Below are 25,017 nucleotides of genomic sequence, written 5' to 3'. Positions count from 1 at the left end.
CCAGTCAATTGGCTCCCCGTTTTTTGATAGCTGTATTGAAGCCACATCATTTAATAACGGTGAAGTCGCCCAGACCGGGATCTCGCCTTCCACATGCCGTTTATAGACAACATTAACCAATGTTTTATTTAATGAGGTCAGGCCTTCTTCCTTGCTTTTGATACTATCCACCACCACCCGGCCAAAACAAAACACCTGTGACTCAGCAGAATAATAGCGATACGCTTTACCTAACTCAGTGATATCATAATAGTAAAAACCGCTTGGCTTGCCATCCTGCGCCATAATCGGTTGTTCACTTAATAACCCTAACTGCGCAAATGATTTTAAATTGCTATTTAAGATATTATTTTTTGAAACCTGACGGTTATAACCAAACTCGTCTAATTCACCGGTTACCGCTATGGAAGTATAAGGATAAGTAATATCCCCCACGGTAAAGCAGATACCGGTTTTACCGGTTGGATTTTGCTGATCTAATCCCGTTTGCAATATAGTTTTGATTTTGCCATCTTCACAGCCGGTTAGTAGCAGGATAGCCAGCAGCCAGATACTATGATTAAGTTTAAACATGCTTAGTCTCGATTAGCGATAACCATTAATTACCATAAGTATTTGGAATAATGAACGGCCAAGGCTTTAATGAGTTATCTTTCTGCCGAAAAAAGAATTGCATAAAAAAGCCTTCGTTCCAGTCAATCGCTTCACCCTTTTTTGACGGTACTCTATAGCCAGCATCATTTAATAATGGTGACGTTGCCCAGACAGGGATCTCGCCTTCCACATGTCGGTTATACACCACTTGCACTTGTATTTCATCAAAATATGTCACAATTTCTTGCTTACTTTTGATGCTATCCACTACCACCCGACCAAAACAAAATAGTTGCTGTTTACCTGTATAATAGCGATAAGCTTTACCTAACTCAGTGATATCATAATGATAAAAACCGCTTGGCTTGCCATCCTCACTAATCACTGGCTGCTCCGTTAATAAGCCCAGTTGGGCAAAGGTAGATAGCCGTTTATTTAAAGTATTATTTCTATCGATAAATCGATTATAACCAGACTCGTCTAATTCGCCAGTCACCGCTATTGAGGTATAAGGATAAGTAATATCCCCTACGGTAAAGCAGATGCCGGTTTTCCCTGTTTGATCCTGTTTATCCAATCCAGTTTGCAAAATGGTTTTGATTTTGCCATCTTCACAGCCGGTTAGTAACAAGATAGCCAGCAGCCAGATACGATGATTAAGTTTAAACATACTTATTCCTTATTAGCACTAGCTGTTAATGGCCACCATTACCGCCCATAAAAATTCTCGACGACTCTTGGCCAAGGCGTTAATGATTTATCCTTTTGCCGAAAAAACGATTGTGAATAATAGCCTTCACTCCAGTCAATTGGCTCGCCATTTTTTGACAGCCTTGCCACGCTGACATCATTTAATAATGGCGAGGTGGCCCACGTGGGGATCTCGCCTTCCACATGCCGTTTATACCCCACATTAACCAATATTTTATTTAATGACGTCAAGCCTTCTTCTTTACTGGTTATGCTATCCACCACCACCCGGCCAAAACAAAATACCTGTGACCTAGTTGAATAGTAGCGATACGCTTTACCTAACTCAGTGAGATCGTAATCGTAAAAACCGCTTGGTTTACCATCCTCACCGATCACTGGCTGCTCCGTTAATAAGCCCAATTTGGCAAAGGTAGATAGCCGTTTATTTAAAGTATTATTTCTATCGATAAATCGATTATAACCAGACTCGTTTAATTCACCAGTAACATCTACTGAGGTATAAGGATAAGTGATATCCCCGACCGTAAAGCAGATACCGGTTTTGCCGGTTGGGTTAAGTTTATCCAACCCGGTTTGCAAGATAGTTTTGATTTTGCCATCTTCACAGCCGGTTAGTAGCAGGATAACCAACAGCCAGATCACCGAATTTAGTTTAAACATGCTTAGCCCTTATCAGTTGTTAATATTCATAGCACAGTACCAACGGTACACTATTGTTAGACTTATCGCGATAATAGTGTACAACCACTTCAAGCGTAAAAGATTGATTGGCATCATCATCCTTAATCCAGCCAATAATTTGCGATGAATCTAAAAAAAGGATAGGGTGACTTGAGTTATCGGTTATACCGTTATTCGGGTTAGTCATAATCAGAAATGGAGAGCCATCAACCCGCTCTCCATTTTCATCCAACAGCCATGACCGTTCCTTGTTCTGAGCATCTAGTTTGACATTAAGCATCGAGCGTTGCTGCCAATTTGACAATGTCGACTGTTTCTGAACGACATCAATATATTTTTCATTAAATGACAAACTTAGTACCACAAACTCATCTGGGAATAATTTAGAGCGAATCACAATCCGCCCCTGATAGTCACTTTTATTGGGGTCAAAATCAGCTAACAACATATTTAATTGCACTTTGCGCTGTAAACTCGGTAAAAAGCCAGCCGGCACCATACCCGATTCCAAGTTAGGATAAGATGCAGCACTATCCTCAATTGCCATTTGTACTTGGCAATTTAATAATGCCACCAAATAATCATTGCAGGCAATATAGGCACCAACGTCAGTAAGTGGGTAGGGTTCGCCTTTGCCGCTGGCTTTATGTGACCACAAACCAAAATAGCAGCGGTTAAACCAAATTTGCATCAAGGTCCAGTCGTCCGACTGATCTTTAAACCAGGTCAATAAGATAAATGCAACAACACCAAATACAAATGCCGCTAAGCCAATAAGCGGATTTAAACAAAATAAACCAATCACCCCAAGTAACCCTGAGCTAATTTGGCACAAGCTGCCCACTAAATAAGCTGACGCCGTTGCCTCGCCACGCTGATAACGCTGATAACCCGATACGCAGCTGCTGGCACCATCATAGATCACAAAAATGGCACCAATCCCGCCAGCCACTTTATTGCCCACGCCCAGCAAACTACTAGAACGAGCGAGTGCCTGACTTTCTATGGTGTTAGTACGTAAAATACGAAATAGTGCCGCGCCATTTTTTAACCCCGAATCAAAAATCGGCGGCAACAGTAGCAAGCAATCCACTACCGCCCGGCTCATCTCGGCGCGCATTTTATCGCGCACATCCTGACCAATGGTTAAATCGTATGCACCATATTTACTGCTTAAATTATAGATATTTAACGCTAATAATAACCCACTAAACAGCGCGGTTTTACCCTCTTCAACGGCGATTTGCCGCTGTTTAAAGCGAAATGCCTTATCAATATCAGCGCGCGTTAATCCACTATCAACATGCAATACATAAGGATTGCTTTTAACAAATTGGTTTAAGGTTTTACTCTGTTTAAATTGCTTTTGGATGTCATCGAGTTCATCAAGGGAGCCCGCGGCGACCACCACGTCAATAGTGACCAGTGTTTTCCAGTAAGCTTTTGGCACTTGCCAGCCTTTTTCACTGCGCGTTAAGGTAATGCTTTTACCTTGAGCGGTAGTGGCCACATATTGGGCACTTTTATTAATCGCCGGGTTTAACGTTTGCAAACGATTTAAGGTATAACGCAAATCACGCGCCGGCACATTAAACGAATAAGTGCGCATTTTAACCCCAAACAAGACATTGCTTGATTCAGCTAATAATCCCTGGGTTAATACCCGATTAATCACTTCACCGCGTGGCATATTGGCAATCGCAGCGTAACCCTGCTCAAAGAGCACATCAAACAAACCACTGACTAATTTCGCTTGATTAGGATCTTTAGGTAAATCAAGCTCTAAAAGATCGTTTAGCTTATCAAGCACTTCAGTATCTATTTCATCAATCGATTTAGCAGACGGATTATGGCGCTGTTTATCCGCTACGGTTTGGTTTTGCTGCTGATATAGCAAAGTAATCAGTTCATCACTGGTTTTGCCTTGATTTTCGGGCTTATCACGCAGTGCAAGCAGTGTTTGCCATAAACCTTGCCGATGATTATCACTGCGTTGACCTTTGAGTAAATGCACATACAGCGTATTTTCATCACGCAATAAGTTATCCCAAATACCAAACTGATATTCAAGCTTAATCGATCCTAAATGCTCAGGCTTAAAAATGGCAATCGCATCATAAAGATAACCCACATGGGCATTTGAGCTGTCGGCTTGCACCTCTTGCTGCCAAAAGTTTACCTGATTGTACTGAGCAAGTTTAGGCGAAAATTTGGAGCACTTATCCTGATTACCAATTAACCACGTCACGTAATAAAAATAGTCTTGCATCAGTAAATTAATATCGGCAATTAGCCACGAATAACTCAATTGTACTTCTTGTTTAAACACGTCGAGTAAAGGTTGATTAAGCAGCGAACGATATTCATCCAGTTTACTGGTCGGTTTATTTGGCGTGTAAACATATAATTTAACCTGCTTGGCAGCCCCTTCTGTAATATCTTTTTTGGTTAAGTCCATATCATAAAGCGACTGGCTTTGGGCGTAGCTTCGATTGAACTGGCTTAATAAACTTTGCGCTTCGTCATCGGTTAAGGGCATTGGCTGATACGATTTCGTTTGATCATATAAGTCCCCCTCTTTACCAATTTCAACCATGTTATTGTCAAGGTAGTTTAACTTTGTCTCATAACTGAATTGTGCTAGGCATAGCACCGGGTTATCGCTAGCCTTACTTTGATAAAAAAAAGCCACATATTTATCTGCGGGAGCCGCTTCTTGATCTTTTTCAATCAAACCTTGTTCATAGTTTTCGATATTGGTTAAGAAACGCCGTTTATAGATCATCTCTTTACGGTAATAATCAAACGGGCTAGGCGACTGTGCACTCTTTTTAGCGAGCTGCTGCCTTGCATCATCAATCATTTTTTGATTGGTGGTTTGGCCATTTTTTTGCTTAGCATTGCCATCTTTGTAATCATACATCATGGCATGCAACATAAAATTATCTTGCTTTAACTGATTTTTTTGTTCAGCTAACAGCAATTTAGTTGATAAAAACTGGCCGATTTGTGATTGAAACTGTTTACCACTTGCGGTGAGCTGGGTTTCTTCAGCTTCTAAAATATTTTTAACATGCGGGCGGATAGCAACGCGCTTTTGAACCGCCAGTTCTTCGGCGATGCCTAAACAATCTTCCACTAATACCGCCGGAACATCAATACGGCGAAACCGTTGTATCGCTTGCCAAAAAGCATGTTGATCGCGTTTAAGACTATAAAACGGGCTAGCGGTGTAAAAAGTGCCGTGCTCAAACTCAGGGAGTGGTTTTTGTGTATCATCGGTGGGTTTACGGCTCTCTTTATCATAATAATATTCAATGCGATCTTGTTCATCGCACTGTAGCTCCATTAGATAACGAGTCTCATTGAAAAAATCTAGTGCTGAAAAGCTGCGGCCATCAGTTAATGCGGTTGCTGCGACATTATTTTCCGGCAATATCACATGAGTAAAACGTGCCATGTCTTGTTCAGGTAACATGCGATAATGCTCTAACGTTTGCCGATCCCATGGATGGGGGCTATAGGCAATCCAGGCATCACTATAACGCGTATTATTTAGCGTAATAAACTTAGCAGGAATATGGTGGTTAGACTGAGTGCAGCTTGGCGGAATCTCTTTCACTTGATGATTTTTTATGCCAAGCAACTGCTCAACCCGTTTATGCCGAAAACACCCGGAAGGCGTTATTTCGTAGCCAACAACGGTTCTTTTGGCTTTATCTGAAACGCCACGTGTGCGCAAAAAAACATACACATAACCACTGCGTAATAAACGAAATGCAAACTCATTCGTCTCCATCGCTTCTTGTGGTTCACGCCCAGTGAGTTTGAGCATATTTTTAGCCCAATTAATATCACTAAATGATCGCGTATACTTATGCGCGGCATTGGCTTCTGGCCATGTTTCTTGCTTGGGTACGACGGATTTGCGAACTAATAACAGTGGGAACCCTTTTCGTTCACATACGCCACATCCATTGTTAGCCATGGTGGATGCATTTTCTAAGCGGCAAGCTTCAATCTGTTTTTGTTCTTGTGCCGTTAACTTTGCCATTATCCCTATCCTTTATTATTTATTTTATGATTAGTTGACGCTCATCAAGCTCAATGAGTGCCTGCGCAAAATCGTTAATCGCTGACTTATCATCCCGATTTAGCAGCGCGAGTACTGCGGGGTTTTTAGATAAATCACCATAACGCATGCAATAAATTGTCAATAAATAACGATCACTCATTGCCGTTAATAATGTGCTGGCTATGTGATAATACTCACTGAGTTGGCTGAGGGTATATTTATCAGGGTATTGCCCTTCATCCGCTAATATCTCGACATATTCAGCATAAAGGTAAAATAGATTATGACTTTCACTAAGATTAAAGGTGGCTTGATCAGCCAAAACCATCAGCACATCGCCAGATGGCTTGCGCTTGGTCGAGATATCGACTAAATTGACGGTTACATCAAGATAGAAATAGCGCTTAGTAAAGGCTAAATAGCGTTCAATCCAATCCGGACAGATATGATTACCCTCTTGCAACAGTTGTAATTTAAACGGTTCATAAAACGGCACAAAACGCTGATTAATTAACGTGCCTAAATTAATCCCTGCTTGTAATATTAACTCTGCCATTAACTGCGGTGGATGTTCACTAATGAGCCATCCGCAAATATAACGCTTGTTAAATAGCACTTCTTGTTTGGCTTCAAGAAAGCTATTTTGTACATACTCAAAATCAACCATTTGACCGGGCGTAGCCAAGCAAATCAAGTGGGGGCAAGCGTTCAAATCATGACGAAGCTCTGGACGAGGAACAACTGTAATATTCTCTTTAGCAAATGTTTCTTTTAACGTTGCTAAATAAAGCACACTTAACTCATTCACCTCACCGAGCATATCGAGTAACAAATAGCGATAATAGTGAGCATTGTCTTGATGATTAAGTTGCTGATATAAAAAGCTTAATTCAGAAGTCATTATTTTTATCATTGTTGATTATCACTCTTGATAAAATAGCATATTTTACGCTAGATTTTAAGTAAAAAATTCTTTTTATAAAAATATTAAGAAACAAGCGCGTAATACGATATGGCAAGCGATAATAAACACAATAATTAGCAATAAAAAAGCCGACATGATGTCGGCTTTTTCTTGGTCAATAAGATAAATGACCTATTTCTTTTTCGCTTTGGCATTTGGTAAATCAGTAATTGATCCTTCAAATACTTCAGCAGCAAGACCGATTGATTCGTAAAGTGTTGGGTGAGCATGAATCGTTAATGCCATATCTTCAGCATCACAGTTCATTTCAACCGCTAAGCCGATTTCACCTAGCAATTCACCACCATTAACACCCACAACAGCGCCACCAAGTAAACGGTTGTCTGTTTTGTCAAAAATCAATTTAGTCATCCCTTCAGAGCAATCAGAGGCAATCGCACGACCTGATGCCGCCCAAGGGAAAATCGCTACTTCGTAGCTGATTCCTTTTGCTTTTGCTTCTTTTTCGGTTAAACCAACCCAGGCAACTTCTGGCTCAGTATAGGCAATAGAAGGAATGGTTTTTGGATCAAAGAAGTGATTTTTACCCGCAATCACTTCAGCTGCCACATGACCTTCATGCACACCTTTATGAGCAAGCATTGGTTGACCAACAATATCACCAATCGCATAGATATGCGGTACATTGGTACGCATTTGTTTATCAACTTCAATAAAGCCACGGTCAGTCACATTAACGCCAGCTTTTTCAGCATCGATGAGTTTACCGTTTGGTGTACGACCAATCGCCACTAATACTGCATCATAAGGGCGTGTTTCAACTGTGCCGTCTTTTTTCTCCATTGAGACATAAATTGCATCATTTTTTGCTTCAACTTTGGTTACTTTGGTCTCAAGCATTAAGGTGAATTTTTTCTCAATTTGTTTAGTAAAGACTTTAATGATGTCTTTATCGGCCGCTGGAATAACTTGGTCAAGCATTTCAACCACATCAACTTCTGAGCCTAACGCGTGATAAACCGTTCCCATTTCAAGGCCGATAATACCCCCACCCATTAATAATAGGCGCTTAGGAATCGTGGTTAATGCTAACGCATCTGTGGAATCCCAAATACGCGGATCTTCATGCGGAATAAAAGGTAATTGAATTGGCCGTGAACCTGCCGCAATAATCGCATTGTCAAAATTAACAATGGTTTCGCCTTCAGCAGTATTGACTAATAGTGAATGGCTACCGCTAAATTTTGCTTCACCTTGTACGACAGTGACTTTACGCATTTTAGCCATACCGCCTAAACCGCCGGTTAATTGACCGATAACTTTCTCTTTCCAGCCACGAACTTTGTCTAGGTCTAATTTTGGCGTACCAAATTCAATACCGTGCGCGGTTAATGATTTGGCTTCATCGATAACTTTAGCAACATGTAGTAGTGCTTTAGATGGGATACATCCCACGTTTAAACACACACCACCTAGGGTTGAGTAACGCTCAACTAGCGTTACATCAAGACCTAAATCTGCAGCGCGGAACGCTGCTGAATAACCAGCAGGTCCTGCACCTAATACAACCACTTGAGTTTTAATTTCTTTGCTCATTTTCGCTCTCCTATTACATCACTAAACGACGTAAGTCGGATAATACTTTAACGATGTGGCTTAAAAATCTTGCCCCATCAGCACCATCGATCACGCGGTGATCAAATGATAATGATAATGGTAACATTAAGCGTGGTGTAAACTCTTTACCGTTCCAAACAGGTTTCATTGCAGAACGCGATACACCTAAAATGCCCACTTCTGGCGCATTGACAATTGGCGTAAATGAGGTCGTACCAATACCGCCTAAGCTTGAAATAGTAAAGCAGCCGCCTTGCATATCTGCGCCAGTTAATTTACCATCACGCGCTTTCTTAGAGATAGCAGCAAGTTCGTTTGATAACTCAACAATGCCTTTTTTGTTCACATCTTTAAAGACCGGAACAACTAAGCCGTTTGGAGTATCAACCGCCACACCGATGTTGATGTATTTTTTAACAATCAACGTTTGTACGTCTTCAGATAATGAGCTGTTAAAGCGTGGGTAAGCTTCTAATGCGCTTGCTACCGCTTTCATGATAAACACTAATGGCGTAATTTTGAGATCTTGTTTACGTTTTTCAGCTTCAGTGTTTTGTTGTTTACGGAATGCTTCAAGATCAGAAATATCCGCTTCATCAAACTCAGTAACATGAGGAATCATTACCCAGTTACGGTGTAAGTTAGCACCCGATACTTTCTGAATTTTCGTTAATGGTAACTCTTCAATTGCACCAAATTTGCTGAAATCAACTTTTGGCCAAGGAAGTAAACCAGGTAACGCACCGCCACCGGCAGTACCAGTTTCAACTTGTTTAACCGCATTTTTAACGTAAGTTTGGATATCTTCACGTAAAATACGTTTTTTAGGACCCGTCGCAGCAACTTTCTCTAAATTAACACCAAATTCACGCGCTAAGCGGCGCACTGATGGCGTTGCATGAGCATAAGCACCGTTTTCAACAAAACCATTTGCAGCGCTTGCAGGTGCAGCAGCAGGCGATGGAGCAGCAGCTTTTTGTGCAGTAGGAGCGGGAGCTGCGGCCGCAGCAACTGGAGCAGGAGCAGGAGCAGAAGGCGCAGCAGCGCTACTTGCTGTTTCAAACTCCATAATTTTAGAGCCCGTTTTCACTTTATCGCCAACATTAACGATAATGGCTTTCACTTTACCGGCAACTGATGCAGGGACTTCCATCGACGCTTTATCACCTTCAACCGTGATTAAAGAGTCATCAAGGGCAACCGTATCACCCACTTTGACTAAGATTTCAGTCACTTCAACTTCATCGCCACCGATGTCTGGTACATTAACATCCACAACTTGACTTGCACCAGTGCTTGCAGCAGCTGGAGCAGGAGCCGCCGCTTTTGGCGCTTCAGCGGCAGGTGCTGCAACAGCACCTTCTCCGTCAAATACCATCACAGCAACACCAGTTGTGACTTTATCGCCCACTTTAACCGTGATTGATTTAACCACCCCAGCTTGTGGCGCAGGAATTTCCATTGAAGCTTTATCGCCTTCGACAGTCATAATTGACTGATCAACTTCAACTTTATCACCGACATTGACAAGAATCTCAGTGACTTCAACTTCATCACCACCAATATCAGGTAATTTAATTTCAATACTCATTGTTATCACCTCTTATGCAATACGTGGGTTAGCTTTGTTAGCGTCAATATCAAGTTTCTTAATTGCTGCTTCAACAACTGATTTCTCGATATCACCACGTGCTGCTAATTCACTTAATGCCGCAACGACAACATAACGTGCATCAACTTCAAAGTGATCACGTAAATTCGCACGGCTATCACTACGACCAAATCCATCGGTACCTAACACTTTATATGACTCAGCTGGAACATAAGCACGTACTTGCTCTGCAAACAGTTTCATGTAATCGGTTGAAACGATTGCTGGTGCTTTGTTCATCACTTGTGCAATATAAGGGACTTTTGCTTTTTCTGTTGGGTGTAGCATATTGTGACGTTCACAGTCTTGACCTTCACGAGCAAGTTCAGTGAATGATGTTACGCTATAAACATCAGAGCTAATGCCGTATTCGTTAGCTAAAATGGTCGCCGCTTCACGTACGTGGCGTAAAATTGAGCCAGAACCCAGTAACTGAACCGATAATTTACCACCTTTTGCAGAAACGGTATCAAGTTTATAAATACCACGACGAATACCCTCTTCTGCGTCTTTCGGCATAGCGGGTTGTTCGTAGTTTTCATTTAAGGTTGTGATGTAGTAGTAAACATTTTCTTGGTCGCCATACATACGACGTAAACCGTCTTGCATAATGACAGCAACTTCATAAGCATAAGCGGGATCGTAAGAGATACAGTTAGGAATCGTCAGTGCTTGAATATGGCTGTGACCATCTTCGTGTTGTAAACCTTCACCATTAAGAGTTGTTCGACCCGATGTACCACCGATTAAGAAACCACGCGCTTGTTGATCGCCTGCAGCCCATAATAAGTCGCCAATACGTTGGAAACCAAACATAGAGTAGTAGATATAGAAAGGAATCATTGGGCAGTCATTTGTGCTATATGACGTTGCAGCAGCAAGCCATGAAGCGCCCGCGCCCATTTCATTGATACCTTCTTGTAAAATTTGACCCTTTTCGTCTTCACGGTAGTAAGCCACTTGTTCTCTATCTTGTGGTGTATACTGTTGACCGTGTGGGTTATAAATACCGATTTGACGGAATAGACCTTCCATACCAAATGTACGAGCTTCGTCAGCTAAGATTGGCACTAAACGTGGCGCAAGATCTTTATCTTTTAGCATAATGTTAAGCGCGCGAACAAAAGCAATTGTGGTTGAAATTTCTTTGTTTTGTGCTTCAAGTAGTGAACTAAACTCACTTAATGCTGGGATAGAGACTGAGCCCGTAAAATGTGGTAAACGTGACGGTACATAACCTTTTAACGCCTGACGACGTTCATGAATATATTTATATTCTGGTGTATGTTCTTCAAATTTAATGTATGGTAGTTTTTCAATTGCTTCATCTGTTACTGGGATGTTGAAGAAATCACGAACGTGACGTACACCGTCCATATTCATTTTCTTCACTTGGTGAGCAATGTTTTTACCTTCAGCAGCATCACCCATACCATAACCTTTGATAGTATGTGCAAGGATAACTGTTGGACGGCCTTTGGTGTCTTTAGCGCGTTGGAAAGCAGCAAACATTTTCGCTGGATCTTGACCACCACGGTTTAAACGGAAAATCTCGTCATCAGACATGTCTTTAACGAGTTCAGCCGTTTCTGGGTATTTACCAAAGAAGTTAGCACGGATGTAAGCACCATCTTTTGATTTAAATGTTTGGTAATCACCATCAAGCGTTTCGTTCATTAGGCGAATTAATTTACCCGATTTATCTTTCTGTAAAAGTTTATCCCAACGATCACCCCAAATAACTTTGACCACATTCCAACCTGCACCAGCAAAAATACCTTCAAGTTCATTGATAATTTTACCATTACCCGTTACTGGACCATCAAGACGTTGTAAGTTACAGTTAATAACAAACGTTAAGTTATCAAGTTTTTCACGTGTTGCAACAGTGATTGCACCTTTAGATTCTGGTTCATCCATCTCACCGTCACCTAAGAAAGCATAAACGCGTTGTTCAGTGGTATCTTTAAGCCCACGATGGTTTAGATATTTTAAGAAGCGAGCTTGATAAATTGCACTGATTGGACCAAGTCCCATCGATACCGTTGGGAACTGCCAAAATTCAGGCATTAATTTAGGATGCGGATAAGATGGTAAGCCTTTACCATGAACTTCTTGTCTGAAATTATCTAATTGTTCTTCGGTTAAACGACCTTCAACAAATGCACGAGAATAAACACCCGGAGAGATATGACCTTGGAAATAAACTAAATCACCACCATCTTTTTCATTGCGAGCTCTGAAAAAGTGGTTAAAGCAGACTTCATAGAATGTTGCAGCTGATTGGAATGACGCCATGTGGCCACCCAAATCCAAATCTTTTTTAGATGCACGTAGCACCATCATCATCGCATTCCAACGAACAATAGAACGAATTCGTCGTTCAAGTTCCCAATCACCAGGATAAGCAGGTTCGTCTTCAACCGGAATCGTATTAATATAGTTACTTGTTGAAGAACCGAATAATAATGGAACACCGCCTTGACGAGCTTGTTTCACAATTTGTTCAATAATGTATTGAGCTCGCTCTGTACCTTCTTCTCGAATGACTGATTCAATACTCTTAAGCCAGTCTTGAGTCTCAATGGGATCAATATCATTCATTTGCATGTCAGACATATTTAAACCTCTGTGTTTTGTTATAAAAAATGCAGATTTTTCTTATTGTTCTGCATTACGTATTTTATATGGCTGTAAGTCTGCCACTTACCTTAGAAAAGGTAAAGATAAACCTACTGAAGATAAGAATGTTAATTCCTATCAAACTAATCAACTATTCCAATATATATGAATCAGATATTTTTATTACTATGATAAAATTGAATTTTTAAGAATTGAAATATCGCATGGAAATCCGCTATGTTATATATCGATCTATCATGTATTGTCAATAAGTATTGCATTTGTTATATTCGCTCGAGCGTTTGTTTATCGATATATAAACCAAATAACAAACATAAATTTAGACTTTATATCACTAATATAAAATGATATTTTGAATAAGATGTCGTCTGACTTCACTACAACGTGTTGATTTGAGTAAATATAGCCTGAACCACTAAGGATAAATCGGTTGTTAAAATATGGATAAACCAATTGTCAAAAATTTAGGTCTACAAGATTATTTGTATACTTATGACATGATGCACCAATTTACCCAATCTCGCCACCAAAGTACTGCTGATGAAATCTGGCTAGTTGAGCATCCAGCTGTTTATACTCAAGGTAAGGTCGGTAAAGCCGAACATCTACTACAACAGACCACCATTCCGGTTATTCAAACCGATCGTGGAGGTCAAATAACTTATCATGCACCCGGTCAACAAATTATGTATATCTTGTTGGATCTCAAGCGTTTGAAAATTGGCATCCGCGATACCGTCACATTTTTAGAAAATAGTGTCATACGCACCTTAGCCGATTATCAAGTGCTAGCGGCAACGCAAGCTAATGCACCAGGTGTGTATGTTAACGGAAAAAAGATCTGTTCATTAGGCTTACATATCAATCATGGCTGCACGTTACACGGACTTGCTTTAAATGTTGATCTTGATTTAACGCCATTTAATTATATTAATCCCTGTGGCTACCAAGGTTTACAAATGACCCGATTAAACGATTATGTAGAAAACATCAATCATAATGAAGTTCGCCAATTATTGGCTCAGTACTTTATTGCGCAGCTTCCACTCACTCCCTAAAATAGACATAGTGTACATTAATATGACCAATCCAAATGCTGATATCCCTAACATAAGAAGTTCAAAGTATCGCGATGCTGATAAAACTCGTCTGATTCCCTCAATAACCGTTGACGATGTTGAATTACTCAAAAAACCAGACTGGATGAAAATCAAGCTACCGGCTCAGTCTGAAAATATTGCCCATATTAAAAATACGATGCGTAAGCATGGCTTACATTCCGTTTGCGAAGAAGCATCTTGCCCTAACCTTGCCGAATGTTTTAATCATGGCACAGCAACATTTATGATCTTAGGTGACATCTGTACTCGTCGTTGCCCATTTTGCGATGTGGCACATGGCAGACCGTTACCGCCGGATCATCAAGAACCAATAAAACTCGCTAAAACCATTGCTGAAATGCGCCTGCGTTATGTGGTGATAACCTCCGTTGATCGTGATGACTTGAAAGATGGCGGCGCAAGCCATTTTGTCGATTGCACTCGAGAAATTAGAGCATTAAGTCCGAATATCAAAGTGGAAACCTTAACACCTGATTTTAGGGGTTGCATTGATGAAGCGGTTGAAATTTTGGCTCAAAATCCACCGGATGTGTTTAACCACAATCTGGAAAATATTCCGCGTTTATATAAAAAAATTCGCCCAGGTGCAAGCTATGAAGGTTCACTCAACTTACTGGCTAAATTCAAAGAGCGTCATCCACACATTCCAACAAAATCGGGTTTAATGGTTGGGCTTGGTGAAACCAATCAAGAATTGATTCAAGTGTTAAAAGATTTGCGTGCACATGGCGTAACGATGTTAACGCTTGGCCAGTATCTACAGCCAAGTAAATTCCATTTACCCGTTGAACGTTATGTGTCACCGCAAGAGTTTGATGAGTTAAAACAGATCGCCTTAGATATGGGCTTTACTCATGCGGCATGTGGTCCGTTTGTCCGCTCTTCTTATCACGCTGATTTGCAAGCGCAAGGTCGAGAAGTTAAATAATCATAACCGGAAAGTGCATAATTATGCACTTTCCGCTTTCCCCTGATAAGCCAATCCGGTAAATCGCTATTTTACTCATTTTAGTATACAATTCTTAGCAATTTATTACGGAGATCTTCGTATCATGAAAAAATGTATTGCGTTGTTTTTATCTGCTTCTATGCTATTTCCGGCTGCGACCATCCCTGTTAGGGCAAATAATATCAATCTGCCTGATATTGGAACCACCGCGGCTGCAACTTTGAGCATTGGCCAGGAGATTGAGATGGGGGATTATTATACGCGTATGCTGCGTGGTAGTGCACCAATTATCAATGACCCAATGCTTAATGAATACATTAATTCGCTGGGCAGTAAACTGGTCGCCCATGCTGACTCCGTGCAAACCCCTTTCCACTTCTATATTATGCAAAGCGATGTACTTAATGCTTTTGCCTACTTTGGGGGAAATGTTGTTGTCCACTCGCGATTAATCATTGATACCGATGATGAGAATCAACTCGCTTCAGTCATGGCCCACGAAATTGGCCACGTCACTCAACGCCATCTAGCGCGAGCAATGGAAGCGCGTAATAAAAACAGTCCTTATATTTGGGGGGCAACGTTAGGATCTTTATTACTTGCATTGGCAAACCCAGAAGCAGGAATAGCCGCAATTTCAGGCACGATAGCCGGTAGTGCACAAAGTCAAATCAGCTTTACACAGAGTAATGAGCAAGAAGCAGACCGTGTTGGGCTAAGAACCTTGGCAAAATCAGGATTTGAACCAGCAGCTTCAGCCAGCTTTTTACAAAAATTATCTGACGAGACGCGTTTTATGTCTAAGCCGCCTGAAATGTTATTAACTCATCCCCTGCCTGATAGCCGATTATCAGACGTTCGTAGTCGAGCTAATCAATACCCTAAAAAACACGTTGCCTCCTCACTCGACTATTACTTAGCTAAAGCACGTCTTGTGGCGTTAATTGGTAACAATAAAAATGCCGTACAACTATTATTAAAGGATTACCAAAAGATTGATAATCCCCAAACTAAAATAGCGATTACTTATACCGCTGCGTTAATCGACTATCGAGGGCAAAATTATTCTGGTGCTAAAGCCAAGCTACAACCATTATTAGAACAAGATCCAACGAATGTTTGGTTTGTCGATCTAATGACCGATCTTGATTTATCACTTAATAATAAAAACTTAGCTATCAGCCGCTTACAAGCGGCGATAAAAGCCAATCCTAACAATACAGCCTTACAACTCAACTTAGCCAATAGCTATATTGAAAACCAGGAATATCAAAAGGCAACAGGTCTTTTACATCGCTATACTCACGAACATAGTGACGATATTAATGGCTGGGATTTACTGGTTCAAGCCTACGAAAACCAAAGACAACGCGCACAAGAAATGGCAGCGAGAGCCGAAATAATTGCGTTACAAGGTCAATATCCTCAAGCTATTAATTTATTACAAAATGCCAAAAATCAAGCACAAGGAAACTCGTTGCTGCTGGCAAGATTTGATGCACGTATTACCGATTTTCAGCAATTACAAACCCGTTATGCCGCTTATAAACGATAATTAAAAATCACGAGGAATAGAGTTAATATTATGATAGTTGGTCCAATAATGAATGGCAGCGCCATTGTGATAGGCGGTGTTTTGGGCGCCTTATTTGGTAAAAAAATCCCTGCTCGCGTACGAGAAGCACTGCCAATGACGTTTGGTTGTGCCGCTTTAGGAATTGGTATTGCGTTAATTGTAAAAGTTCAATCAATTCCGTCCGTGGTATTGGCCCTCTTGCTCGGTTCGCTGATCGGTGAGATTTTTCAACTTGAGCGAGGCATTGAAAAATTATCCCTCAAGCTAAAACGTTTCGTTGATAAACCCCAATCCAATGAAGCATTAATCGATTCGCATGAAGACTTTATTGAAAAATATGTGGCTTTAGTTGTACTATTTTGCGCCAGCGGTATGGGGATTTTTGGCGCATTGACCGAAGGAATATCGGGTGATCCCTCTTTATTAATTGCAAAAGCGTGTTTAGATTTGTTTACTTCTGCAATTTTTGCAGTCACGTTAGGATATGCTGTATCATTAATCGCTATTCCACAATTTATCATTCAAGCGACGCTATTCTTACTAGCGAGCGTAATTGAGCCATTAATTTCACCGGCAATGTTTGCTGATTTTTCCGCATGTGGCGGTATGATTATGTTAGCAACCGGTTTTCGTATTTGTGGCATCAAGTCATTCCCAGTTGCCAATATGCTTTTTGGCCTTGTGATAGTCATGCCGATATCAGCGCTATGGCTAAGCTTTGCCTAAATAATCAATGAGTTAAAATAATAAAAAGCCAGCTTTGCCGGCTTTTTATTTGTTATCTTCGCATTACAATCTGGGTAATGTTATTTAGCCTTATTTGGGCAAATGATCGATATTATTAAAATAATCAACACGATAATTCCCTGTTTTGCCATCACCTTGATAATTGACTCGGCTGATACTAGTGTTTAAGATTCGGGGAAAATAACTATCATCACGATGATCATGCCAGTGACCACCATTTAATACACACAGCAGTAAGCGTAGTGCTGTGCCGTGTGATACAATTAAAATATTGCCAGTATCTTGCACCGCCTTACTAACAATTTCATCTAGACTACTTTTCATACGGTTTAACACTGCAAGATAATTTTCACCCTTGTTGGTTGCTGAATCAAATTCCGCTGGCTTGTGCATATAATCACTAAATTCGGGTAATTGACGAAGTTCAGTAATTGGTTTACCTTCCCATAGCCCAAAATCCATTTCACGTAATCCATCGCTCGTTTTCGCCGGTACAATGTCATTACGTACCGACAAAATATAATCTCGCGTTTCAACAGCACGTTGCTGCGGGCTTGAATAAGCGGCAATAAACGGGGTATCTTGTAAATATTGCCCTGTAATTTTTGCACCTAAAACACCTTGTGCCGTTAATGGTGAGTTCTTTGAACCTTGCATACGATCTGCAATATTCCACTCTGTTTGTCCATGTCTAATTAAGTATAAATTCAGATTTTTCATTACCAGTCCTTTTAATATTCAAGCCCTAATTAACTTTGACGCAATACCGCTAAACATGTCTGTAACACATCATCTAACGGGGCATGTAATTGCATCGTCTCCCCAGTTGTTGGATGTGTAAATTGAACATTTGCGGCATGTAAAAATAAGCGATTAAGCCCAGTTTTAGTTATCTCACTATCAAAATCTTGTTCGCCATAGCGATCGTCACACGCAATCGGATGTCCGGTATATTGAGTATGTACCCGGATTTGATGGGTGCGACCTGTCACTGGACTTGCTTTTATTAGCGTGGCAAAACCAAAACGTTCTTCAACTTTAAATCGCGTCTCACTCGGTTTACCATCTTGATGAACGCGTACAATGCGCTCACCACTTTTTAAAACATTTTTTAATAACGGCGCCTGCACTACCTTGCAAGCAGAGGGCCAATCCCCTTTAACTAAAGCCAAATAATTTTTAGTCATCTGCTTTAAACGCAGCTGTTCATGCAACGAATTTAATGCTGAACGTTTTTTTGCAATCAGTAATATTCCAGAGGTTTCTCTGTCTATGCGATGAACTAGCTCTAAAAATCGATTATCAGGCCTCAGCGCCCTTAACCCCTCTATCACGCCAAAACTGAGCCCACTTCCGCCATGTACAGCAATACCCGATGGTTTATTCATCGCTAGCATAACGTCATCTTCATAAACAATTGCCTGTTCTAATACAGCGATTTTATCAAGCTTAGGGGATAACTGTGGGGCGGTTTTTTCTGCCACACGAACCGGCGGGATTCGAATTTGATCATCGATTTTAAGTTTATATTCTGGTTTAACGCGTTTTTTATTTATTCGTACTTCACCTTTACGTAAAATACGATAAATCATACTTTTTGGTACACCTTTTAGCTGAGTAATCAAAAAATTATCAACGCGCTGCCCCTCATTATCGACAGATATTGTGACTAATTGTACTTGCAACTGTTTTTGGGGCTCTTGAGATGTCATATATATTTTCGCTAATCTGAGATAAAATAATGGATTGTATTTTAAGATAGTCTGTATTTTTATTGTAAATACGGTATTATTACTCATTATCCTAATAATGTGAGATTATATAGGAAAACGAAGGAATAAAACAGTATGCTTAATTTACTTAGTCAATATTCACAAAGCCGCGTATCTTGGTTTCTCTTGTTATTTGCAACTCTTGCCTTCGAAGCTACCGCATTATATTTTCAACATGGACTTGGCCTAGCGCCTTGTACATTGTGTATTTATCAACGGATGTGTTTACTGGGTATTCTCTTGGCAAGTGTAATCGGTCTGCTCGCGCCCAAACGGCTTATTTTTAGGGTTATAGCACTATTAATCTGGCTTTACTCAGCCTTTACCGGTTTTAATTTAGCCTTCCAGCAAGCACGATTACAATTTGCTCCGTCTTTATCCGATAGTTGTACATTAAATGTTGACTTACCAACTTGGTTACCACTTAATGAATGGATGCCAAGTATTTTTAATGCAACAGGATCATGTGCTGAAAAAGCATGGGCATTTTTAACCATTGAAATGTCACAATGGATGATCATCATTTTTAGCTGTTATCTTGCTGTTGGCATTATCATTTTATTTGCCCAATGCTTTGCGCCGACAAAACGTACGACTTGGCGTAATTAAACGCGATTTTCCATTATTTTTTTGTTAGAATATGAGCCACTTTTATTCATGTGTTGATTGATGATGCTTTTGGAATACCATCCCCCTTTAGAACCGTGGCTCACTATTTTATATCAAGATGATCATATTGTGGTTGTCAATAAGCAACCCGGTATTCTATCCGTATCGGGCAGTAAACCCGAATTTCAAGATAGTATTATTCACCGTTTACAACAAAAGTATAGCTATGTTGAATCGGTGCATCGCCTTGATATGGCCACCAGCGGCATTATGGTCGTCGCCTTATCTAAACTCGCTGATCGTGAAATCAAAAAACAGTTTCGTGAACGCATTCCCAAAAAACGCTATATTGCCAAAGTCTGGGGACATTTAGCCGATGATCATGGCGAAGTCGATATTCCACTGATTTGCGATTGGCCTAATAGACCAAGGCAAATGGTTGATTACGAGAATGGTAAACAAGCGTTAACCTATTATAACGTATTAGCACGTAATGATGATGGCACAACTCGCGTCGAGCTACTGCCTTATACTGGGCGTTCGCATCAATTACGTGTACATATGCAGGCAATTGGGCATCCAATTTTAGGCGATAAATTCTATGCCAGTCCAGCAGCGTTTGCCATGGCAAATCGCTTGTTATTGCATGCACAAATGCTCACCATTAATCACCCCAAGTCGGGAGAAAGCATGACATTTACCTGTGATGCTGATTTCTAATAATCGTCGTGATAAACCAAATAAATTAAGGCAGATTAAGATGAAAAAAATTGTTCTGGCAACCAATAACCAAGGTAAAGTGAAAGAGTTACAAAGCTTATTAGCTGACGCTGGATTTAACGTGGTCGCGCAAAGCGAATACCACGTTCCAGATGCGGATGAAACGGGATTAACTTTTGTTGAGAATGCAATCATCAAAGCACGCCATACTGCTGAGCTTACCGGCTTACCGGCTATTGCCGATGATTCAGGACTTGCCGTTGATGCCTTAGATGGTGCGCCGGGTATTTATTCCGCTCGTTACGCTGGCGATGGCGCCACTGATGACAAAAACAATCAAAAACTCCTTACTGCATTACAAGCAGTGCCAACAGAAAAACGCACTGCTTATTTTTATTGTGCCTTAGTATTTATGCGCCATGCCAATGATCCAACGCCAATTATCTGTTTGGGCAAATGGAACGGGATGATTTTATCGCAGGCACATGGTGAAGGCGGCTTTGGTTACGATCCGCTATTTTATATTCCAAAGCTTGCTTGCACAGCTGCAGAACTCAGCCGTGAACATAAAAGCCAAATATCACACCGGGGCATCGCATTAAAACAGTTAATGGAAAAATTAACGACGGCGCTTAATTAATCGTAATGTTACCAGACTAACTCCGAGCATGAATATCATCATTGATGAGCTTGATAAGCATAGTGCGCCAAGATAACAGGCAAAGGCGCACGTTCACTTTCGATTAATATTTGCTACAAATAGATCACTTTTTTGCCAGCATGTGGAGCCGACGCATCATTGCCAAATTGTTCTAAAAAGTAAGCCACGTTGTCGAGTTTATCGCCCATTAATCGGCCTTTCACTTTATGCCAGGTTAATAACACAATATTCGCCTCAGGCTCACCAACAATTAGCATCGGTTGTTCTTGTTCACCATGCCAAAAAAACTCACCACCATAAAGTTTATAAGCGGTGAATAACAGATAACAGCCATATTCTTGGGTGAGCATCGTCACTTGATCTTCGGTCAATAGCAAGCTTTTTTCCGCCATTTCGCTAAGAATAACCTCAACCACACTAATACTTTTTTCACTGTAATCGAGTTGATTAATGCTCCATGTCGGGCTGTGAAAAATTGCATTCTCGGCCCATGCTTTAACCTCTTCATATAACTCATTTTTTGCTGTTGCCATAATCTTAACTGTCCTTACACTAAATTATTTTGCGATTCATTACTTTTGATATCTTGCCAAGCTTGTTCCATTTCATCAAGTGAAACCTCATTGAGCGGGCGATGTTGCTGAGCAAAATAGTCCTCAATCTGCCGAAAACGTTGCTCAAATTTTTGACTGGCTTTATGCAATGTCAACTCAGCTTTAAAGCCCATGTGCCGAGTTAAATTAACCACAGAAAAGAGTAAATCACCAATCTCTTCTTCAACGCGATCGAGTTGCATTGGCTGCTGACTCAGTTCCACTTGCACTTCAACAAGTTCTTCTTTTATCTTGTCAATGACTGGCGGTAGCGATTGCCAATCAAATCCGACCGATGCGCAGCGTTTTTGCATTTTTTCAGCGCGCATTAGTGCTGGTAACGCTAGAGGAATATCGTCTAAAATAGAAAATTGCTGTTTTGCTATTCGCTCTTGCTGTTTAAGCACTTCCCATTGTGCATTAGCTGACTGTACTTTAGCTGTTGGCTGCTCAGCAAAAATATGCGGGTGACGACGAGTCAATTTTTGGGCTAAGCCATCACAGATATCATCAAAGGTAAAGTATTGCTGCTCTTTCGCCATTTCAGCATAAAAAATAATTTGAAAGAGCAAATCACCTAATTCGTTTTTTAGCTCAACAAAATCGCGTTGCTCAATTGCATGTAATACTTCATAACACTCTTCCAGAGTATGGCCTTTAATCGAGTCAAATGTTTGTACGCGATCCCATTCACAACCGCTGACGGGATCACGTAGCTTAGTCATAATATTAAATAGTTTTTCTATCGATTGCACAATAATTACTCTTTTATCTAAAAATATCTTTGGATTAAAACGTCTGTGTACTAATATATCTCTTTTTACATATTTAAAATATCTGTTAAGTGGATGTATTTTTATCTATCATTTTTATACTATACAGATTTTATTAACAAATTGATATTGAAGAAAATCTATGAATAATATGCGTGAACTGACTCTGCGGGGTATCATTTTAGGGGCATTTATAACCGTTATTTTTACGGCATCAAATGTTTATTTAGGACTAAAAGTGGGTTTAACTTTTTCGTCTGCTATTCCAGCGGCTGTCATTTCCATGGCTATCTTGCGTTTCTTTTCCGGTTCAACCATACTCGAAAATAACATGGTGCAAACGCAAGCTTCGGCCGCAGGGACTTTATCATCGATTATTTTTGTCATTCCCGGTCTGTTGATGATCGGTTATTGGCAAAATTTTTCTTTTTGGCTAACGCTGTCCATCTGTGCATCAGGTGGTATGCTAGGGGTATTATTTTCAATCCCACTTCGTCATGTCATGGTGGTAAAAAGTGACCTACCTTATCCCGAAGGCGTTGCCGCGGCAGAAATTCTAAAAGCTGGCTGTGACAGTGATAATCCAGAAGAAACTAAGTCAAATAATGACGGTTTAAAAGATATTATCTTTGGTGGCGCAATTGCGGCGGTTGTGAGCCTATTTACCAATGGTTTTCGTGTGCTATCTGACGGCACCGCTTACTGGTTTACCCAAGGCAAATCGATTTTTCAAATCCCAATGGGGTTTTCACTTGCGTTATTGAGTGCGGGCTACTTAGTCGGCATTATTTCGGGTATTTCCATTTTAATCGGTAATATTATTGCCTGGGGATTTGCGATTCCCATTCTTAGCGCAGTCAGAGATTATGATCCAAACGCCTCTTTAGGCAGCGTTGCAATGGGACTTTGGGCTAGCGATGTGCGTTTTATTGGCGCCGGTACGTTAGCGATTGCCGCAATGTGGACACTACTGACCTTAATTAAACCAGTTATTGAAGGATTAAAAAGTTCTTTCAGCTCATTAAAAAATGACAATAACACCGGCAAGGTGCCGCGCACCGAGCAAGATCTTTCGCCTAAAACAATTTTAATGATTATGGCTGCCATGCTCGTGATTTTATTCATTACCTTTTATGCATTTGTTTCAAACAGCGGATTATCAACCGGCGTTGCCTGGTCATTGGTATTTTGTTCGGTTTTATTCGCCTTTATTATGGGCTTTTTAGTCGCAGCCGCATGTGGTTATATGGCTGGGTTAGTCGGTTCATCCGCCAGTCCAATTTCAGGCATCGGGATTGTGGCAGTTGCGGTTATTTCATTGCTGCTATTAGGGTTAGGTGAAGCAAACGGTATGCTAGCAACGGCAGAAGGTTCAAACTTTGCAACCGCGCTTGCGCTATTTACCACCAGTGCAGTATTAGCGATTGCAACGATTTCGAATGATAACTTACAAGATCTCAAAACGGGTTATTTAGTTAAAGCAACGCCATGGCGTCAACAAGTGGCATTATTAATTGGTTGTGTCGTTGGGGCAGTCGTTATCGCGCCGGTTTTAGATATTTTATACAATGCGTATGGCTTTACTGGCGCAATGCCTAGAGCTGATATGGATCCATCGCAAGTATTAGCCGCGCCACAAGCAACATTAATGACCACAATTGCTAAAGGTATTTTCTCCCATCAACTTGAGTGGACCATGATTATTATCGGTCTTGCCTTAGGTGCCGTGATTATTATTATTGATTTAGTTTTAGCTAAAATGAACTGTAAATTCCGGATGCCCGCTTTAGCCGTTGGGATGGGGATTTATTTACCACCCGTCATCACCACGCCGATATTTATTGGTGCACTCATTTCATGGTTTATCCGCCGCAAAGTGCATCAATCAAAAAGCAGTGAAGAGAGTAAAGAAAGTTATCGCAAAGTTGACCGTAAAGCGGCCTTAATTGCATCAGGCTTAATCGTTGGCGAAAGTCTAGTTGGCGTGATTATGGCGGTGGTGATTGTGATCAGTATTTCACAAGGTGGCAGCGACTCACCGCTCTCTTTAACGCCATGGTTAGGCAGCATGTTTGGTGGTGAACTTGATCTGGTGCAACAGTTACTCGGCTTATTGGTTTTTGTGGTGATCTGTTTTGCTTTCATTCGTCGGGCATTATCCGCACTTAAAAACAGGGCTTAAGCAGGGAATTTAACCACCCAATTTAAACACAAAGCTTAATACTCTCACGCTAAGTGAGAGTATTGACGACATCAACCACTTGGTTTATCACTATGACCCATCTTAAAGATCGCCAAACGTTTGCTGACCAAGTTTATGCCATTCTGGCGGCCATTCCCGCAGGTAAAGTGGTCACCTATGGCCAAATTGCCAAAATGGCAGGCCTACCGAGCTATATTCGTCAAGTCTGCTTTGTGTTACGCCACTTGCCAAGTGATCATCAATTTCCCTGCCACCGTGTTATTAATGCACAAGGTCATTTATCCGTACAAGGTGAGACTTATCAGCGTTATAAACAACGGTTAATCGACGAAGGTATCGAGTTTAATCATCATGATAAAATTGATTTAAAAAAATATGGTTGGCATATTTAAC

General features: G+C 40.7%; 21 protein-coding genes. 9 read left to right on the top strand and 12 right to left on the bottom strand.

Features of this window, described 5'->3' with window-relative positions; translation table 11 throughout:
- The 8 genes from DES39_RS10905 to aceE form a co-directional block, all read right to left on the bottom strand.
- Window positions 1-573 (bottom strand): hypothetical protein (locus DES39_RS10905; RefSeq protein ID WP_170143311.1); only part of this gene is annotated, 573 nt, incomplete at its 3' end.
- 25 nt (window positions 574-598) lie between these two features.
- Complete coding sequence (locus DES39_RS02020; RefSeq protein ID WP_121144096.1) at window positions 599-1,264, bottom strand: hypothetical protein; 666 nt, start codon at window positions 1,262-1,264, stop codon at window positions 599-601.
- 38 nt (window positions 1,265-1,302) lie between these two features.
- A complete protein-coding gene (locus DES39_RS02015) occupies window positions 1,303-1,968 on the bottom strand; it encodes a hypothetical protein (protein WP_121144095.1) in 666 nt (221 codons plus the stop codon).
- A gap of 19 nt (window positions 1,969-1,987) precedes the next feature.
- Window positions 1,988-6,043, bottom strand: coding sequence for a toxin VasX (locus DES39_RS02010; protein ID WP_121144094.1), 4,056 nt, complete (start codon window positions 6,041-6,043; stop codon window positions 1,988-1,990).
- Window positions 6,044-6,062: 19 nt separating this feature from the next.
- Window positions 6,063-6,965, bottom strand: a complete 903-nt coding sequence (locus DES39_RS02005) for a hypothetical protein (RefSeq protein WP_121144093.1) — start codon at window positions 6,963-6,965, stop codon at window positions 6,063-6,065.
- 195 nt (window positions 6,966-7,160) lie between these two features.
- Window positions 7,161-8,585, bottom strand: a complete 1,425-nt coding sequence (gene lpdA, locus DES39_RS02000) for a dihydrolipoyl dehydrogenase (RefSeq protein WP_121144092.1) — start codon at window positions 8,583-8,585, stop codon at window positions 7,161-7,163.
- A 13-nt stretch (window positions 8,586-8,598) separates the two neighbouring features.
- A complete protein-coding gene (aceF, locus tag DES39_RS01995; RefSeq protein WP_121144091.1) occupies window positions 8,599-10,197 on the bottom strand; it encodes a pyruvate dehydrogenase complex dihydrolipoyllysine-residue acetyltransferase in 1,599 nt (532 codons plus the stop codon).
- Between the two features lie 12 nt (window positions 10,198-10,209).
- Window positions 10,210-12,876 carry a pyruvate dehydrogenase (acetyl-transferring), homodimeric type gene (gene aceE / locus DES39_RS01990; protein WP_121144090.1) on the bottom strand — a complete coding sequence of 889 codons (2,667 nt, stop codon included), beginning with the start codon at window positions 12,874-12,876 and terminating at the stop codon, window positions 10,210-10,212.
- Window positions 12,877-13,340: 464 nt separating this feature from the next.
- On the opposite strand from aceE, the gene lipB reads away from it, so the two are divergent.
- From lipB to DES39_RS01970, 4 genes are all read left to right on the top strand, one after another.
- Window positions 13,341-13,958, top strand: a complete 618-nt coding sequence (gene lipB / locus DES39_RS01985) for a lipoyl(octanoyl) transferase LipB (protein WP_121144089.1) — start codon at window positions 13,341-13,343, stop codon at window positions 13,956-13,958.
- A 22-nt stretch (window positions 13,959-13,980) separates the two neighbouring features.
- On the top strand, window positions 13,981-14,949 hold the full coding sequence (lipA, locus tag DES39_RS01980; protein WP_121144088.1) for a lipoyl synthase: 969 nt from the start codon (window positions 13,981-13,983) through the stop codon (window positions 14,947-14,949).
- Between the two features lie 124 nt (window positions 14,950-15,073).
- Entirely contained in the window at window positions 15,074-16,525 is a 1,452-nt protein-coding gene (gene bepA / locus DES39_RS01975; RefSeq protein WP_121144087.1) for a beta-barrel assembly-enhancing protease, read from the top strand.
- 30 nt (window positions 16,526-16,555) lie between these two features.
- The gene (locus DES39_RS01970) at window positions 16,556-17,272 is read left to right on the top strand and encodes a DUF554 domain-containing protein (RefSeq protein ID WP_121144086.1); all 717 of its coding nucleotides are present in this window, start codon (window positions 16,556-16,558) and stop codon (window positions 17,270-17,272) included.
- A 90-nt stretch (window positions 17,273-17,362) separates the two neighbouring features.
- Here DES39_RS01970 and DES39_RS01965 read toward each other — a convergent pair whose 3' ends face one another.
- Window positions 17,363-18,013, bottom strand: coding sequence for a histidine phosphatase family protein (locus tag DES39_RS01965; protein WP_121144085.1), 651 nt, complete (start codon window positions 18,011-18,013; stop codon window positions 17,363-17,365).
- A 29-nt stretch (window positions 18,014-18,042) separates the two neighbouring features.
- A complete protein-coding gene (rluC, locus tag DES39_RS01960) occupies window positions 18,043-19,005 on the bottom strand; it encodes a 23S rRNA pseudouridine(955/2504/2580) synthase RluC (protein WP_121144754.1) in 963 nt (320 codons plus the stop codon).
- Window positions 19,006-19,140: 135 nt separating this feature from the next.
- Here rluC and dsbB point away from each other — a divergent pair, with 135 nt between their 5' ends.
- From dsbB to DES39_RS01945, 3 genes are read left to right on the top strand one after another with little or no spacing between them, the layout of a single operon-like run.
- A complete protein-coding gene (dsbB, locus tag DES39_RS01955) occupies window positions 19,141-19,674 on the top strand; it encodes a disulfide bond formation protein DsbB (protein WP_121144084.1) in 534 nt (177 codons plus the stop codon).
- A 60-nt stretch (window positions 19,675-19,734) separates the two neighbouring features.
- A complete protein-coding gene (gene rluA, locus DES39_RS01950) occupies window positions 19,735-20,394 on the top strand; it encodes a bifunctional tRNA pseudouridine(32) synthase/23S rRNA pseudouridine(746) synthase RluA (protein ID WP_121144083.1) in 660 nt (219 codons plus the stop codon).
- Between the two features lie 40 nt (window positions 20,395-20,434).
- Entirely contained in the window at window positions 20,435-21,034 is a 600-nt protein-coding gene (locus DES39_RS01945; RefSeq protein ID WP_121144753.1) for an XTP/dITP diphosphatase, read from the top strand.
- Between the two features lie 113 nt (window positions 21,035-21,147).
- Here the strand turns inward: DES39_RS01945 and DES39_RS01940 are convergent, their stop codons facing one another.
- Window positions 21,148-21,588: a hypothetical protein gene (locus DES39_RS01940; protein ID WP_121144082.1), complete on the bottom strand. Its 441-nt coding sequence runs from the start codon at window positions 21,586-21,588 to the stop codon at window positions 21,148-21,150.
- A gap of 14 nt (window positions 21,589-21,602) precedes the next feature.
- Window positions 21,603-22,403, bottom strand: coding sequence for a nucleoside triphosphate pyrophosphohydrolase (gene mazG / locus DES39_RS01935; RefSeq protein ID WP_211324585.1), 801 nt, complete (start codon window positions 22,401-22,403; stop codon window positions 21,603-21,605).
- Between the two features lie 160 nt (window positions 22,404-22,563).
- Here mazG and DES39_RS01930 point away from each other — a divergent pair, with 160 nt between their 5' ends.
- Together DES39_RS01930 and DES39_RS01925 are read left to right on the top strand one after the other, a co-directional pair.
- The gene (locus tag DES39_RS01930) at window positions 22,564-24,603 is read left to right on the top strand and encodes an OPT family oligopeptide transporter (RefSeq protein WP_121144080.1); all 2,040 of its coding nucleotides are present in this window, start codon (window positions 22,564-22,566) and stop codon (window positions 24,601-24,603) included.
- 62 nt (window positions 24,604-24,665) lie between these two features.
- The gene (locus DES39_RS01925) at window positions 24,666-25,016 is read left to right on the top strand and encodes an MGMT family protein (protein ID WP_245959549.1); all 351 of its coding nucleotides are present in this window, start codon (window positions 24,666-24,668) and stop codon (window positions 25,014-25,016) included.
- Window position 25,017: the final 1 nt, after the last annotated feature.

The organism is Orbus hercynius (assembly GCF_003634275.1).
In the GTDB taxonomy this organism is placed as follows: domain Bacteria; phylum Pseudomonadota; class Gammaproteobacteria; order Enterobacterales; family Orbaceae; genus Orbus; species Orbus hercynius.
Note: the sequence above shows the minus strand (reverse complement) of the source record. Positions and strands in the feature narration are given on the sequence as shown.

What these genes read in the sequence shown, in the direction of transcription:
- lipA (WP_121144088.1), top strand. Translation starts at nt 13,981, where the DNA reads ATGACCAATCCAAATGCTGATATCCCTAACATAAGAAGTTCAAAGTAT.
- aceE (WP_121144090.1), bottom strand. Translation starts at nt 12,876, where the DNA reads ATGTCTGACATGCAAATGAATGATATTGATCCCATTGAGACTCAAGAC.
- DES39_RS01970 (WP_121144086.1), top strand. Translation starts at nt 16,556, where the DNA reads ATGATAGTTGGTCCAATAATGAATGGCAGCGCCATTGTGATAGGCGGT.
- rluC (WP_121144754.1), bottom strand. Translation starts at nt 19,005, where the DNA reads ATGACATCTCAAGAGCCCCAAAAACAGTTGCAAGTACAATTAGTCACA.
- DES39_RS02015 (WP_121144095.1), bottom strand. Translation starts at nt 1,968, where the DNA reads ATGTTTAAACTAAATTCGGTGATCTGGCTGTTGGTTATCCTGCTACTA.
- rluA (WP_121144083.1), top strand. Translation starts at nt 19,735, where the DNA reads ATGATGCTTTTGGAATACCATCCCCCTTTAGAACCGTGGCTCACTATT.
- lpdA (WP_121144092.1), bottom strand. Translation starts at nt 8,585, where the DNA reads ATGAGCAAAGAAATTAAAACTCAAGTGGTTGTATTAGGTGCAGGACCT.
- dsbB (WP_121144084.1), top strand. Translation starts at nt 19,141, where the DNA reads ATGCTTAATTTACTTAGTCAATATTCACAAAGCCGCGTATCTTGGTTT.
- bepA (WP_121144087.1), top strand. Translation starts at nt 15,074, where the DNA reads ATGAAAAAATGTATTGCGTTGTTTTTATCTGCTTCTATGCTATTTCCG.
- DES39_RS01965 (WP_121144085.1), bottom strand. Translation starts at nt 18,013, where the DNA reads ATGAAAAATCTGAATTTATACTTAATTAGACATGGACAAACAGAGTGG.
- aceF (WP_121144091.1), bottom strand. Translation starts at nt 10,197, where the DNA reads ATGAGTATTGAAATTAAATTACCTGATATTGGTGGTGATGAAGTTGAA.
- DES39_RS02020 (WP_121144096.1), bottom strand. Translation starts at nt 1,264, where the DNA reads ATGTTTAAACTTAATCATCGTATCTGGCTGCTGGCTATCTTGTTACTA.
- DES39_RS02010 (WP_121144094.1), bottom strand. Translation starts at nt 6,043, where the DNA reads ATGGCAAAGTTAACGGCACAAGAACAAAAACAGATTGAAGCTTGCCGC.
- DES39_RS02005 (WP_121144093.1), bottom strand. Translation starts at nt 6,965, where the DNA reads ATGACTTCTGAATTAAGCTTTTTATATCAGCAACTTAATCATCAAGAC.
- lipB (WP_121144089.1), top strand. Translation starts at nt 13,341, where the DNA reads ATGGATAAACCAATTGTCAAAAATTTAGGTCTACAAGATTATTTGTAT.
- DES39_RS01930 (WP_121144080.1), top strand. Translation starts at nt 22,564, where the DNA reads ATGAATAATATGCGTGAACTGACTCTGCGGGGTATCATTTTAGGGGCA.
- DES39_RS01940 (WP_121144082.1), bottom strand. Translation starts at nt 21,588, where the DNA reads ATGGCAACAGCAAAAAATGAGTTATATGAAGAGGTTAAAGCATGGGCC.
- DES39_RS01945 (WP_121144753.1), top strand. Translation starts at nt 20,435, where the DNA reads ATGAAAAAAATTGTTCTGGCAACCAATAACCAAGGTAAAGTGAAAGAG.